Annotated in this window: 12 protein-coding genes; 9 read left to right on the forward strand and 3 right to left on the reverse strand. The window is 52.7% G+C overall.

All coding sequences use genetic code 11. The annotated features are described in order from the left end of the window. Positions 1-207 precede the first annotated feature (207 nt). Positions 208-2,499 (forward strand): phosphatidylglycerol--membrane-oligosaccharide glycerophosphotransferase, encoded by a 2,292-nt coding sequence (gene opgB / locus ACU8XX_RS20935; protein ID WP_240765285.1) that lies wholly within the window; start codon positions 208-210, stop codon positions 2,497-2,499. A 139-nt stretch (positions 2,500-2,638) separates the two neighbouring features. On the opposite strand, the gene lgoD is transcribed toward opgB, so the two are convergent. After that, positions 2,639-3,661, reverse strand: coding sequence for an L-galactonate oxidoreductase (gene lgoD, locus ACU8XX_RS20940; protein ID WP_000106033.1), 1,023 nt, complete (start codon positions 3,659-3,661; stop codon positions 2,639-2,641). Between the two features lie 138 nt (positions 3,662-3,799). Here lgoD and ACU8XX_RS20945 point away from each other — a divergent pair, with 138 nt between their 5' ends. Both ACU8XX_RS20945 and ACU8XX_RS20950 read left to right on the forward strand, forming a co-directional pair. Continuing rightward, positions 3,800-4,714, forward strand: a complete 915-nt coding sequence (locus ACU8XX_RS20945; protein ID WP_001543395.1) for a GntR family transcriptional regulator — start codon at positions 3,800-3,802, stop codon at positions 4,712-4,714. Between the two features lie 216 nt (positions 4,715-4,930). Further along, positions 4,931-6,292 carry an MFS transporter gene (locus tag ACU8XX_RS20950; protein ID WP_202837336.1) on the forward strand — a complete coding sequence of 454 codons (1,362 nt, stop codon included), beginning with the start codon at positions 4,931-4,933 and terminating at the stop codon, positions 6,290-6,292. Positions 6,293-6,340: 48 nt separating this feature from the next. Here the strand turns inward: ACU8XX_RS20950 and tsr are convergent, their stop codons facing one another. Together tsr and hpaR are read right to left on the reverse strand one after the other, a co-directional pair. Beyond that, positions 6,341-8,005, reverse strand: coding sequence for a methyl-accepting chemotaxis protein (tsr, locus tag ACU8XX_RS20955; RefSeq protein ID WP_000919544.1), 1,665 nt, complete (start codon positions 8,003-8,005; stop codon positions 6,341-6,343). Between the two features lie 118 nt (positions 8,006-8,123). After that, complete coding sequence (hpaR, locus tag ACU8XX_RS20960; RefSeq protein ID WP_000543914.1) at positions 8,124-8,570, reverse strand: homoprotocatechuate degradation operon regulator HpaR; 447 nt, start codon at positions 8,568-8,570, stop codon at positions 8,124-8,126. A gap of 271 nt (positions 8,571-8,841) precedes the next feature. Between hpaR and hpaG the strand changes: the two genes are divergently transcribed. The 6 genes from hpaG to hpaI all read left to right on the forward strand — a co-directional run bounded on the left by hpaG (position 8,842) and on the right by hpaI (position 14,504). Beyond that, on the forward strand, positions 8,842-10,131 hold the full coding sequence (hpaG, locus tag ACU8XX_RS20965; protein WP_000679090.1) for a 4-hydroxyphenylacetate degradation bifunctional isomerase/decarboxylase: 1,290 nt from the start codon (positions 8,842-8,844) through the stop codon (positions 10,129-10,131). Continuing rightward, the gene (gene hpaE, locus ACU8XX_RS20970) at positions 10,128-11,594 is read left to right on the forward strand and encodes a 5-carboxymethyl-2-hydroxymuconate semialdehyde dehydrogenase (protein WP_000757512.1); all 1,467 of its coding nucleotides are present in this window, start codon (positions 10,128-10,130) and stop codon (positions 11,592-11,594) included. Before hpaG ends, hpaE begins: the two co-directional genes overlap by 4 nt. Before the next feature lies 1 nt (position 11,595). Then, entirely contained in the window at positions 11,596-12,447 is an 852-nt protein-coding gene (gene hpaD / locus ACU8XX_RS20975; RefSeq protein WP_000516990.1) for a 3,4-dihydroxyphenylacetate 2,3-dioxygenase, read from the forward strand. A 9-nt stretch (positions 12,448-12,456) separates the two neighbouring features. Continuing rightward, positions 12,457-12,837, forward strand: coding sequence for a 5-carboxymethyl-2-hydroxymuconate Delta-isomerase (locus ACU8XX_RS20980; protein ID WP_001119868.1), 381 nt, complete (start codon positions 12,457-12,459; stop codon positions 12,835-12,837). Positions 12,838-12,901: 64 nt separating this feature from the next. After that, positions 12,902-13,705 carry a 2-oxo-hept-4-ene-1,7-dioate hydratase gene (gene hpaH / locus ACU8XX_RS20985; RefSeq protein ID WP_000459750.1) on the forward strand — a complete coding sequence of 268 codons (804 nt, stop codon included), beginning with the start codon at positions 12,902-12,904 and terminating at the stop codon, positions 13,703-13,705. A 10-nt stretch (positions 13,706-13,715) separates the two neighbouring features. Continuing rightward, complete coding sequence (hpaI, locus tag ACU8XX_RS20990; RefSeq protein ID WP_001612285.1) at positions 13,716-14,504, forward strand: 4-hydroxy-2-oxoheptanedioate aldolase; 789 nt, start codon at positions 13,716-13,718, stop codon at positions 14,502-14,504. The last annotated feature ends 119 nt before the right edge of the window (positions 14,505-14,623 follow it).

Raw genomic sequence — 14,623 nt, forward strand, 5'->3', positions numbered from 1 at the left:
CTCCTGCCCTTTTCCCTGCTCCTGGACGGTTTTCCCCCTGTTACACGGGAAGCGACCGCGATCAAAAAAGTCTGTTTATAAACTAATTCCTAACAACATCGCATTTTTTTGACACTAGAATTGCAGCAATATGGCGACGCCATTACATTGTGCTTCTCAAAAAGCTTAAACGTTGGCTAAACGGCCCGGTTTAGTGAGGATCGCCCGTTGTCAGAACTACTCTCTTTCGCCCTTTTTCTCGCCTCTGTGCTGATTTACGCATGGAAAGCGGGACGTAACACCTGGTGGTTTGCAGCCACATTAACGGTGCTGGGGCTATTTGTCGTTTTAAATATCACCCTGTTTGCCAGCGACTATTTTACTGGCGCTGGTATTAACGACGCGGTTCTCTATACCTTAACCAACAGCCTGACCGGTGCTGGCGTCAGCAAATACATCCTGCCGGGTATCGGCATTGTGCTGGGGCTGACAGCGGTGTTCGGTGCGCTGGGCTGGATCCTGCGCCGTCGTCGCCATCATCCGCACCATTTTGGTTACAGCCTGCTGGCGCTCTTACTGGCGCTGGGTTCGGTGGACGCCAGCCCGGCATTTCGTCAGATAACGGAACTGGTGAAATCCCAGTCACGCGATGGCGACCCGGACTTTGCGGCTTATTATAAAGAGCCGTCGAAAACTATCCCTGACCCGAAACTCAACCTGGTTTATATCTACGGCGAAAGTCTCGAGCGGACCTATTTTGATAACGAAGCTTTCCCGGATCTCACGCCTGAACTGGGCGCGTTGAAAAATGAAGGCCTGGATTTCAGCCACACGCAGCAGCTGCCAGGAACGGATTACACGATTGCGGGCATGGTGGCTTCTCAGTGCGGCATACCGCTGTTTGCCCCCTTTGAAGGCAACGCCTCCGCCTCTGTCTCCAGCTTCTTCCCGCAGAACATCTGTCTGGGCGATATCCTGAAAAACTCGGGTTATCAGAACTATTTCGTGCAGGGCGCGAATCTGCGTTTTGCCGGTAAAGATGTGTTCCTGAAGTCGCATGGCTTCGACCACTTATACGGCTCAGAAGAGCTGAAAAGCGTGGTGGCCGACCCGCACTATCGCAACGACTGGGGATTCTACGACGATACCGTTCTCGATGAAGCGTGGAAAAAGTTTGAAGAGCTTTCCCGCTCAGGTCAGCGATTCTCACTGTTTACCCTGACAGTCGATACCCATCACCCGGATGGTTTTATCTCGCGTACCTGTAACCGCAAAAAATATGATTTTGACGGTAAGCCGAACCAGTCATTCAGCGCGGTAAGTTGCAGCCAGGAGAATATCTCGGCGTTTATCAACAAAATCAAAGCGTCACCGTGGTTTAAAGATACCGTCATCGTCGTCTCTTCTGACCATTTAGCGATGAACAACACGGCGTGGAAATACCTCAATAAGCAGGATCGCAATAACCTGTTTTTTGTCATTCGTGGCGACAAGCCGCAGCAAGAGACGCTGGCAGTGAAGCGTAACACGATGGATAACGGCGCGACGGTGCTGGACATTCTCGGTGGCGATAACTATCTCGGACTTGGTCGTAGCAGTTTATCCGGGCAGTCAATGTCGGAAATCTTCCTCAATATCAAAGAGAAAACATTGGCGTGGAAGCCGGATATCATCCGCCTGTGGAAATTCCCTAAAGAGATGAAAGAGTTCACCATCGACCAGCAGAAAAACATGATTGCCTTCTCGGGTAGCCATTTCCGTTTGCCGCTGCTGTTGCGGGTTTCAGACAAACGCGTGGAACCGCTGCCGGAAAGCGAATACTCAGCACCGCTGCGTTTCCAGCTGGCCGATTTCGCTCCACGCGACAATTTCGTCTGGGTTGACCGTTGCTATAAGATGGCACAACTCTGGGCTCCGGAACTGGCACTCTCCACCGACTGGTGTGTCTCGCAAGGGCAGCTTGGCGGTCAGCAAATTGTTCAGCATGTTGACAAAACAACATGGCAGGGCAAAACGGCATTTAAAGATACGGTCATCGACATGGCGCGTTATAAAGGCAATGTCGATACGCTGAAAATTGTTGATAACGATATTCGCTACAAAGCCGACAGTTTCATCTTCAACGTCGCCGGTGCGCCAGAAGAGGTGAAACAGTTTAGTGGGATTTCCCGTCCAGAGTCGTGGGGCCGCTGGTCCAACGCGCAGCTGGGCGATGAAGTAAAAATCGAGTACAAGCATCCGCTGCCGAAGAAATTTGACCTGGTGATTACCGCCAAAGCATACGGCAATAACGCCAGCCGTCCTATTCCGGTACGCGTAGGCAATGAAGAACAAACTCTTGTGCTGGGCAATGAAGTGACCACCACCACACTGCATTTCGATAACCCAACCGATGCCGACACACTGGTAATTGTGCCGCCGGAACCTGTCTCAACCAACGAAGGGAATATCCTCGGACACTCGCCGCGTAAGCTCGGGATCGGCATGGTGGAAATTAAAGTTGTGGAACGTGAAGGGTAATTTCTGACTGATGTGTAGGTCGCATAAGGTGCGACCTACACATCTTCTCCGGCCTACAAAACATCATTGAGAAACAGAAAAAAAACAGCGCCCAACACTTCCCCGGACGCTGCATGGCAACTTTAATAATCTCGCCTTATCAGAAAGTAATTACACCCTTAATCAACTCACGATTGTTAATCACATCGCGCTCGTAGGTTTCTGCCAGCGTGGCGAACGGATAGCGATGGGTTAACATCATGTCAGCAGTGATTTTTCCTTCCGCCATCAGTCGACCGACTTTAGCAAAATCTTCCGGCGTGGCGTTGCGGCTACCCATCATCGTCGTTTCTTTTTTATGGAATTCCGGATCGGAGAACTGCAACTCACCTTTAAACAGGCCGACAAATACCACCGTGCCGCCGTGACGAATCAAATTCACGGTGTTATTCATCGCATGTTGATTACCTGTCGCGTCGATCACTTTCTGCGCCAGCGAACCACCAAACTGCGCCCGCAGCTGCGCGTCAAAATCTTCGGCTGACGGGTCCAGCACGGGCAACTCCAGACGCGTTGCCACATGTTCACGGCGCGCTGGACTGGTATCCGCCACCACCACCTGTGCGCCATCAGCTTTAGCGATTGCCGCCGCGCCCAGACCGATTGGCCCCGCCCCGACCACCAGCACCTGCTCGCCGGGAGCAATGGCTGCGCGACGCACCGCATGAGCGCTAATAGCGAAAGGTTCAATCAATGCGGCCGCCTGCGGGTCAATACCGTCTGCGGGCAAAATGTTCGCCACCGGCACGCTCAAATACTCACTAAAACCGCCATCCTGATGCACGCCAATGACTGAAATTTTTTCACAGCAATTGGTACGCCCGCTTTTACACGCCGGGCATTGCTGACAGGCAACATAAGGGATCACAGCAACTTGCTGACCATTTTTAAGATCAGCAATATTTTTACCCAGCCCAACAATCTCCCCACATATTTCATGGCCTAAAACACGTGGATAACTAAAAAATGGTTGATTTCCACCCCAGGCATGAATATCGGTACCGCAAATCCCGACAGACTTAATTTTTATTAATGCTTCATTGTCACCCGGAATAGGTATCTCGCGTTGTTTCCAGACTAATTCTTTCGGCTGCTGGCAAATTAAAACATTCATCGTAGACATGATTCGGCTCTCCATTTTTTGTTGCCTTAGATATCAATGAAAATGAAAAATGGCAGCGGAACGGAAAATCTGTTTTGTGAAAACACACGCATAAAAATGTTTTAAATCGGGTTTTAATGGACTCACAAGGAGGAAAATATGAGTCGTTCACAAAATTTACGCCACAATGTGATTAACCAGGTCATTGATGATATGGCGCGGGGTCATATCCCTTCCCCACTTCCATCGCAAAGTGCGCTGGCGGAAATGTACAACATCAGCCGCACTACAGTGCGTCATATTCTCAGCCACTTACGCGAATGCGGCGTCTTAACGCAGGTTGGAAACGACTATGTGATTGCGCGTAAACCTGACCATGATGACGGTTTCGCCTGTACTACCGCTTCAATGAGTGAACAAAACAAAGTGTTTGAGCAGGCTTTTTTCACGATGATAAACCAGCGCCAGTTACGCCCTGGGGAAACTTTTTCTGAACTGCAACTGGCTCGGGCCGCGGGTGTCAGCCCGGTTGTAGTAAGAGAATATCTTTTAAAATTCGGCCGTTATAATCTTATTCAAAGCGAAAAGCGCGGCCAGTGGAGCATGAAGCAATTCGATCAATCCTACGCCGAGCAGCTGTTTGAACTACGCGAAATGCTCGAAACACATTCACTTCAGCACTTTCTCAACCTGCCTGATCATGATCCCCGCTGGCTGCAGGCGAAAACCATGCTCGAACGTCATCGGCTACTGCGTGACAACATCGGCAATAGCTTTCGCATGTTCTCGCAACTTGACAGAGATTTTCACTCCTTACTGCTTTCAGCTGCCGACAATATCTTTTTTGATCAATCTCTTGAGATCATCTCAGTCATCTTTCATTTTCACTATCAATGGGACGAAAGCGATCTTAAACAGCGCAATATCATTGCCGTCGATGAGCATATGACCATTCTCAGCGCTCTGATTTGCCGCAGTGACCTTGATGCCACCCTTGCGCTCCGTAACCATTTGAATTCAGCTAAACAATCAATGATTCGATCCATTAATGAGAACATGCGTTATGCTCATTAAGTACGGATTAAAAACAGCAAACTATTAGCGGGTGCACAGTTTTATCAAAAGATAAATACCGGAAAATTCCCGCTTACCTATGCTCACAATCAGTCGACTAAAAATGTTTTTTTGTGAGCGGTAGTAAAGTCCTAAAACTTTAACCTGCCGTTAATGTCAACCTTGCGTAATGCACAATTACGTAAACAATTAAAATTATAAATACAGGAGTCCGGCGTGGAAAAAGAAAATATCACCCTCGATCCGCGTTCTTCATTTACTCCATCTTCGTCGGCAGATATTCCCGTGCCACCAGATGGATTAGTTCAACGCAGTACCCGAATTAAACGCATTCAAACCACCGCCATGTTGTTATTATTTTTTGCGGCGGTAATCAATTATCTCGACCGCAGTTCGCTGTCGGTAGCAAATTTAACGATTCGTGAAGAATTGGGATTAAGTGCCACCGAAATCGGCGCTTTGCTCTCCGTGTTTTCACTCGCTTACGGGATTGCGCAACTTCCTTGCGGCCCACTATTGGATCGTAAAGGCCCGCGCCTGATGTTGGGACTGGGGATGTTCTTCTGGTCACTGTTCCAGGCAATGTCTGGCATGGTGCACAGCTTTACGCAGTTCGTGTTGGTGCGTATCGGTATGGGAATTGGTGAAGCGCCGATGAACCCATGCGGTGTAAAAGTCATTAACGACTGGTTCAACATCAAAGAGCGCGGACGCCCGATGGGCTTCTTCAACGCAGCTTCTACCATTGGCGTTGCCGTAAGTCCACCGATTCTGGCGGCGATGATGCTGGTGATGGGCTGGCGCGGGATGTTTATTACCATTGGTGTACTGGGGATTTTTCTCACCATCGGCTGGTATATGCTCTATCGCAACCGCGAGCACGTAGAACTGACTGCCGTTGAACAAGCTTATCTCAATGCAGGTAGCGTCAATGCCCGCCGAGATCCGCTCAGTTTTGCCGAATGGCGCAGCTTGTTCCGTAACCGCACAATGTGGGGAATGATGCTCGGATTCAGTGGCATCAACTACACTGCGTGGCTGTATCTGGCCTGGCTTCCTGGTTACCTGCAAACAGCCTATAACCTGGATTTAAAAAGCACAGGGTTGATGGTGGCTATCCCTTTCCTGTTTGGGGCTGCCGGGATGCTGGTCAACGGTTACGTTACTGACTGGCTGGTCAAAGGGGGAATGGCTCCGATTAAAAGCCGTAAGATCTGCATTATTGCCGGGATGTTCTGTTCTGCCGCCTTTACGCTGGTCGTACCGCAAGCGACAACATCCATGACAGCGGTTCTGCTGATTGGTATGGCACTGTTCTGTATTCACTTTGCCGGAACATCCTGCTGGGGCTTGATCCACGTCGCAGTTGCTTCTCGCATGACTGCGTCGGTGGGCAGTATCCAGAACTTTGCCAGCTTCATCTGCGCCTCTTTTGCGCCGATCATTACTGGTTTTATTGTTGATACCACCCACTCATTCCGTCTGGCACTAATCATCTGCGGTTGCGTCACCGCAGCGGGGGCACTGGCGTACATCTTCCTGGTTCGTCAGCCGATCAACGACCCACGGAAAGATTAATCTCCCTATGCCCGATAACATTTTGCTTATCGGGCATTTTTATGGCGATTAAAACGTTTCCCAGTTCTCACCGCTATCTGCCACGGCCATTTTACGCGGCGCAGCTGGCATCACGGTTTTTACCACAGCCGATGTTTCACGCTGCTGTTGCTGCTGTTGCTGAATCCGGAACACTGCCACTGCTTCGGTCAGGCGACTGGCCTGCTCTTCCAGCGCGGCGGCGGCGGCGGCAGATTCTTCCACCAGCGCGGCGTTCTGTTGAGTTACCCGGTCCATCTCAGCAACCGCTAAGCCAACCTGATCGATACCACGGCTCTGCTCATCAGAAGCAGAAGCAATTTCGCCCATAATGTCCGTCACGCGGGTCACAGCACTGACAATCTCCGCCATTGTTTCCCCGGCGCTTTCGACCAGCGTAGAGCCAACATCCACTTTCCCCACCGAGTCTTCAATCAGGCTTTTAATTTCACGAGCCGCCTGGGCGCTACGCTGGGCCAGATTACGCACTTCTCCCGCAACCACCGCAAAACCACGTCCTTGCTCACCCGCACGCGCTGCTTCAACCGCCGCGTTCAAAGCCAGAATATTGGTCTGGAAGGCAATGCCGTCAATTACGCTGATAATATCGGCGATTTTCTGCGAACTGGTGGAGATATCACGCATAGTCTGCACCACGTTATCTACCACTTTGCCGCCGCGTTGCGCCGTTTCAGAAGCACTTAACGCCAGGTGGCTGGCCTGGCGCGCATTCTCGGCGTTCTGTTTCACCGTTGCGGTCAGTTGCTCCATGCTGGCTGCCGTCTCTTCCAGCGAAGCAGCCTGTTGCTCGGTGCGCGAAGAGAGATCGTTATTGCCGGTAGCGATTTCGCTGGCACCGCTATAGATGGCATTGGCCCCGTTGCGCACATCACCGACGGTACGCATCAGCTCTCCCTGCATATGGCGCAAACTCTCTGCCAGTTGCCCCATCTCATTAGAGCCATCCACCTCAATCGGTTTCACCAGATCGCCGCCTGCAATATGACGAATGCTGTCAATCAGGCGATTCATTGGCGCTACCAGCGAGGCTTTAATACCGAACCAGACGGCGAAGATGACCGCCAGTACGACGATCATCACGCCCACCAGAATCCACATCGCCTGGCTGTAGGAGGCATTGTTATCGCTGACGGCGATATCATGGAGCCGATCGTTTTGTTCCATGTAAGCCACATACTGCTTCTCGAAACCGTCCTGATATCCCTGAGTCGGCTGATCAAAGAACTCGTTGATTTTGCCTGCACCTAACAGTTGGATCAGCTCCGCCAGCGCATTGTGATAAATATCGTAATTACGTTTGATCTCTGCCGCTGCGGCGGTGCTCTGACGCGGGTCACGCGGCAACGCTTCGTAATCCGCCCAGTTTTTTTCCGCCTGTTTCAGCGAAATACTGGCACTCTGCATCAGCTCAGCAACGGTTGAACCGCTACCAATATTATTCTGATCCATCATGTAGCGGATACCCGCGCGGTTGAGGGTGTTACGCGTCTGCAACAACGCGACCCAGCTGCCATTCAGCGTGGATTGCTGCTGGCGAATGGTTTGTAAAACAGTGAAATTTTCTTTGTCATTCTTTAAGGCATTAAAGAACAGACCGCCTGATGTCAGTTGTAAAAGGCCAAAAACGGCCAAAACCAGCAGTAAGCTGGTCACGATCTTGATACGTTTTAACATGGTTTCTCTTTCCTGTGGACCGATGCAAGATTTTCGGCCTGGAAAGCAAAAACTTTATGAAAAGGTGTAACCCGCCATCCATGGAAAAACCAGGGGCTGGTTATCAGATACTAAAAAGTTATTCATTATCGCCCGGGATGTCTTCTTGTCGGGAATTGCCCAGAGCAATAAATTCCTCTAACAGATGGGTTAACAGTTGCATTTTCTCGGCAGTAAACTGAGCTTCAATCTGCCGATAGGCTTCTTCAATCTGTGTCTGAGCGCGGTTATACAGCGCCTGCCCCTCTTTGGTCAGCGAGATATAGAGCTTCCGCTGATCATTGATCGGCTTTAATCGCAACACTAAACCGTCGCGTTCCATCCGCGTAAGGATCCCGGTCAGGCTTGGGCGCAAAATGCAGGCACGATACGCCAGATCGTGAAAATCCATTGATGGGCTTTCCGCCAGAATACGCACGATGCGCCACTGTTGCTCAGTCAAATTATGCCGTTTAACGATTGGGCGAAAATAACTCATCGCCGCTTCTCGCGCCTGGAGCAACGCAATGGTTAGAGAGTCGTGCATTATCTTTCCCCTGAAAAATTCAAAATCATTAATATAGAAACAGTTAATCGTCACGTTACCGGGACTGCGCTGTCCCTGCAATTCCTGATTTTATCAAAATTGATGATATTTTATTAACTTACTGATATTTAATATTTTATTATCTTTAAATGTAAATAGTTTGTTAATTAGATCACATTTACATCACTTACTTTTGCCAAACTACGCAATCGGGAATAAAAGTAATCATTAACATATTAATGATTAAGATGATCGAATCCGAGGAGTGGTAATGAAAGGCACTATCTTCGCCGTAGCGTTGAACCATCGCAGCCAACTTGATGCATGGCAGGAAGCGTTCCAGCAATCCCCCTACAAAGCCCCGCCTAAAACTGCGGTCTGGTTTATTAAACCGCGCAATACGGTGATTGGTTGCGGTGAACCGATTCCCTTTCCACAGGGTGAAAAGGTACTGAGCGGTGCGACTGTTGCGCTGATTGTGGGAAAAACGGCGACGAAAGTACGTGAAGAAGATGCGGCAGAGTACATCGCCGGATATGCGCTGGCTAACGACGTCAGCCTGCCGGAAGAGAGCTTTTACCGCCCGGCAATCAAAGCAAAATGTCGTGATGGATTCTGCCCCATTGGCGAAACCGTGGCTCTCAGCAATGTCGATAATCTGACCATCTATACCGAGATCAACGGGCGTCCTGCCGATCACTGGAATACCGCCGATTTACAACGTAACGCCGCGCAGTTGCTGAGCGCCCTGAGCGAATTTGCCACACTGAATCCAGGCGATGCCATTCTGCTCGGCACGCCACAGGCGCGCGTGGAAATACAGCCAGGCGATCGCGTTCGTGTTCTCGCAGAAGGTTTCCCGCCGCTGGAAAATCCGGTAGTGGACGAACGTGAAGTGACCACGCGCAAGAGCTTCCCAACGCAGCCACACCCGCACGGCACGCTGTTTGCCCTCGGCCTGAACTACGCCGACCACGCCAGCGAACTGGAATTTAAGCCACCGGAAGAACCGCTGGTGTTCCTGAAAGCGCCAAATACCCTCACTGGCGATAACCAGACCTCCGTGCGTCCAAACAATATTGAATACATGCACTATGAAGCGGAGCTGGTGGTAGTTATTGGCAAACAGGCGCGTAACGTCAGCGAAGCCGATGCCATGGATTATGTCGCGGGCTACACCGTGTGTAACGACTACGCCATTCGCGACTATCTGGAAAACTACTACCGCCCTAACCTGCGGGTAAAAAGCCGCGACGGACTGACGCCGATGCTTTCAACCATCGTGCCGAAAGAGGCGATCCCGGACCCGCATAATCTGACCCTTCGCACCTTCGTCAACGGCGAGTTACGCCAGCAAGGCACCACCGCCGATCTGATCTTCAGCGTGCCCTTCCTGATCGCCTACTTAAGCGAATTTATGACCCTGAATCCGGGCGACATGATCGCCACCGGCACACCAAAAGGCTTATCTGACGTGGTGCCTGGCGATGAAGTAGTGGTGGAAGTAGAAGGCGTGGGCTGCCTGGTGAACCGAATTGTGAGTGAGGAAACAGCGAAATGAAAAAAGTAAATCATTGGATCAACGGCAAAAATGTTGCAGGTAACGACTACTTCCAGACCACCAATCCGGCGACGGGTGAAGTGCTGGCGGATGTGGCCTCTGGCGGTGAAGCGGAGATCAATCAGGCGGTAGCGGCAGCGAAAGAGGCGTTCCCGAAATGGGCCAATCTGCCGATGAAAGAGCGTGCGCGCCTGATGCGCCGTCTGGGCGATCTGATCGACCAGAACGTGCCTGAGATCGCCGCGATGGAAACCGCGGACACGGGCCTGCCGATCCATCAGACCAAAAATGTGTTGATCCCACGCGCTTCTCACAACTTTGAATTTTTCGCGGAAGTCTGCCAGCAGATGAACGGCAAGACCTATCCGGTTGACGACAAGATGCTCAACTACACGCTGGTGCAACCGGTAGGCGTTTGTGCGCTGGTATCGCCGTGGAACGTGCCGTTTATGACCGCCACATGGAAGGTCGCGCCGTGTCTTGCGCTGGGCAATACTGCGGTGCTGAAGATGTCAGAACTCTCCCCGCTGACCGCTGACCGCCTGGGTGAGCTGGCGCTGGAAGCCGGTATTCCGGCGGGCGTGCTGAACGTGGTACAGGGCTACGGCGCAACCGCAGGGGATGCGCTGGTCCGTCATCATGACGTGCGTGCCGTGTCGTTCACCGGCGGTACCGCCACCGGGCGCAACATCATGAAAAACGCCGGGCTGAAAAAATACTCCATGGAACTGGGCGGAAAATCGCCAGTGCTGATTTTTGAAGATGCCGATATTGAACGCGCGCTGGACGCCGCCCTGTTCACCATCTTCTCGATCAACGGCGAGCGCTGCACCGCCGGTTCGCGCATCTTTATTCAGCAAAGCATCTACCCGGAATTCGTTAAACGCTTTGCCGAACGCGCCAACCGTCTGCGCGTGGGCGATCCGAACGATCCGAATACCCAGGTTGGGGCACTTATCAGCCAGCAACACTGGGAAAAAGTCTCCGGCTATATCCGTCTCGGCATTGAAGAAGGCGCAACCCTGCTGGCGGGCGGCCCGGATAAACCGTCTGACCTGCCTGCGCACCTGAAAGGCGGCAACTTCCTGCGCCCAACGGTGCTGGCAGACGTAGATAACCGTATGCGCGTCGCCCAGGAAGAGATTTTCGGGCCGGTCGCCTGCCTGCTGCCGTTTAAAGACGAAGCCGAAGGCTTACGCCTGGCAAACGACGTGGAGTACGGCCTCGCGTCGTACATCTGGACACAGGATGTCAGCAAAGTGTTACGCCTGGCGCGTGGCATTGAAGCAGGCATGGTGTTCGTCAATACCCAGAACGTCCGCGACCTGCGCCAGCCGTTTGGCGGCGTAAAAGCCTCCGGCACCGGGCGTGAAGGCGGTGAGTACAGCTTCGAAGTGTTCGCGGAAATGAAGAACGTCTGCATTTCCATGGGCGACCATCCAATTCCGAAATGGGGAGTCTGATATGGGTAAGTTAGCGTTAGCCGCCAAGATCACGCACGTACCGTCGATGTATCTCTCTGAACTACCAGGAAAAAACCACGGTTGTCGCCAGGGTGCGATCGACGGGCATAAAGAGATCAGCAAGCGTTGCCGGGAAATGGGCGTCGATACCATTATCGTTTTCGACACCCACTGGCTGGTCAACAGTGCTTATCACATCAACTGTGCAGACCATTTTGAAGGCGTCTACACCAGTAACGAACTGCCGCATTTTATTCGTGACATGACCTACAACTACGAGGGCAACCCGGAGTTGGGGCAGCTAATTGCCGATGAAGCCTTAAAGCTCGGCGTGCGGGCAAAAGCGCACAATATTCCCAGCCTGAAACTGGAATACGGCACGCTGGTGCCGATGCGCTACATGAATGAAGACAAGCACTTCAAAGTGGTCTCCATTTCGGCTTTCTGCACGGTTCACGATTTTGCCGACAGCCGCAAGCTGGGCGAAGCGATTCTGAAAGCGATCGAACAGTACGACGGCACCGTGGCGGTCCTTGCCAGCGGTTCGTTATCGCACCGCTTTATTGACGATCAGCGTGCGGAAGAAGGGATGAACAGCTACACCCGCGAGTTCGACCGCCAGATGGACGAGCGCGTGGTGAAGCTGTGGCGCGAAGGCCAGTTCAAAGAGTTTTGCAATATGCTGCCGGAGTACGCCGACTACTGCTACGGCGAAGGCAATATGCACGACACGGTGATGCTGCTGGGGATGCTCGGCTGGGATAAATACGACGGCAAGGTGGAGTTTATTACCGAGCTGTTCCCAAGCTCTGGCACCGGTCAGGTTAACGCTGTTTTCCCGCTGCCCGCGTAAGGACGTTTTATGCCGCACTTTATCGTGGAATGTACTGAAAATATTCGTGAAGAAGCCCGCTTACCTGAGCTGTTTGCCAGTGTTAACACTGCACTGGCGGCAACGGGGATTTTTCCGCTTGGGGGAATACGTAGCCGGGCGCACTGGATCGATACCTGGCAAATGGCTGATGGCAAGCACGATTACGCCTTTGTGCATATGACGCTAAAAATCGGCAGCGGACGCAGTCTGGAAAGCCGTCAGGAAGTAGGAGAAATGCTGTTTGATCTGATTAAAACGCACTTCGCCTCACTGATGGAGAGCCGTTACCTGGCGCTTTCATTTGAGATTGCAGAGCTGCACCCGACGTTGAATTTCAAACAGAACAACGTACACGCGTTGTTTAAATAAATTTGCACCAGCTTCCAGGCCGGATAAGGCGCAGCAGCATCCGGCAATGCCACAGGATATCGCTATGTTCGACAAACACACCCACACCCTGATCGCCCAGCGTCTGGATCAGGCAGAAAAACAGCGCGAACAGATCCGCGCGATCTCGCTGGATTACCCGGAGATCACCATCGAAGACGCCTACGCCGTACAGCGCGAATGGGTCCGACTGAAAATCGCCGAAGGCCGCACGCTGAAAGGCCACAAAATCGGCCTGACCTCGAAAGCGATGCAGGCCAGCTCACAAATCAGCGAGCCAGATTACGGTGCATTGCTGGACGACATGTTCTTCCACGATGGCAGCGATATCCCGACCGATCGCTTTATCGTGCCGCGCATTGAAGTGGAGCTGGCTTTTGTGCTGGCAAAACCGCTGCGTGGGCCAAACTGCACGCTGTTCGACGTCTACAACGCCACGGACTACGTGATCCCGGCGCTGGAGCTGATCGACGCCCGCTGCCACAACATCGATCCGGAAACCCAGCGCCCGCGCAAAGTGTTCGACACCATTTCTGATAACGCCGCCAACGCCGGAGTGATCCTCGGCGGTCGTCCGATCAAACCAGACGAACTGGATCTGCGTTGGATCTCCGCCCTGATGTATCGCAATGGCGTGATTGAAGAAACTGGCGTCGCCGCTGGTGTGCTAAATCATCCGGCAAACGGCGTGGCCTGGCTGGCGAACAAACTCGCACCGTATGACGTACAACTGGAAGCCGGGCAAATCATTCTCGGCGGTTCGTTCACCCGCCCGGTTCCGGCGCGTAAGGGCGATACCTTCCACGTCGATTACGGCAACATGGGCTCCATTAGCTGCCGCTTTGTTTAAGGAGAGAACGATGGAAAACAGTTTTAAAGCGGCGCTGAAAGCAGGCCGCCCGCAGATCGGATTATGGCTGGGGCTGAGTAGCAGTTACAGCGCAGAGTTACTGGCCGGAGCAGGATTCGACTGGTTGTTGATCGACGGTGAACACGCGCCGAATAACGTGCAAACCGTGCTCACCCAGCTACAGGCGATTGCGCCCTACCCCAGTCAGCCAGTGGTACGCCCATCGTGGAACGATCCGGTGCAAATCAAACAACTGCTGGACGTCGGCACACAAACCTTGCTGGTGCCGATGGTACAAAACGCTGACGAAGCCCGTGAAGCGGTACGCGCCACCCGTTATCCCCCCGCCGGTATTCGCGGTGTGGGCAGTGCGCTGGCCCGCGCCTCGCGCTGGAATCGCATTCCTGATTACCTGCAAAAAGCCAACGATCAAATGTGCGTGCTGGTGCAGATCGAAACGCGTGAGGCAATGAAGAACTTACCGCAGATTCTGGACGTGGAAGGGGTCGACGGCGTGTTTATCGGCCCGGCGGATCTGAGCGCCGATATGGGTTATGCCGGTAATCCGCAGCACCCGGAAGTACAGGTCGCCATTGAGCAGGCGATCGTGCAGATCCGCGAAGCGGGTAAGGCGCCGGGGATCCTGATCGCCAATGAGCAACTGGCAAAACGCTATCTGGAACTGGGCGCGCTGTTTGTCGCCGTCGGCGTTGACACCACCCTGCTCGCCCGCGCCGCCGAAGCGCTGGCAGCACGGTTTGGCGCGCAGGCTACAGCGATTAAGCCCGGCGTGTATTAATGCCGGATGCGCTGCGCTTATCCGGCCTACACTCGCACCAAATCGTAGGCCTGATAAGGCGTTACGCCGCATCAGGCAAAAAGCCGTACCAAATCGCGGACCGGATAAGGCGTTTACGC

The sequence above is a fragment of the Escherichia sp. MAL-1 genome (assembly GCF_052948035.1).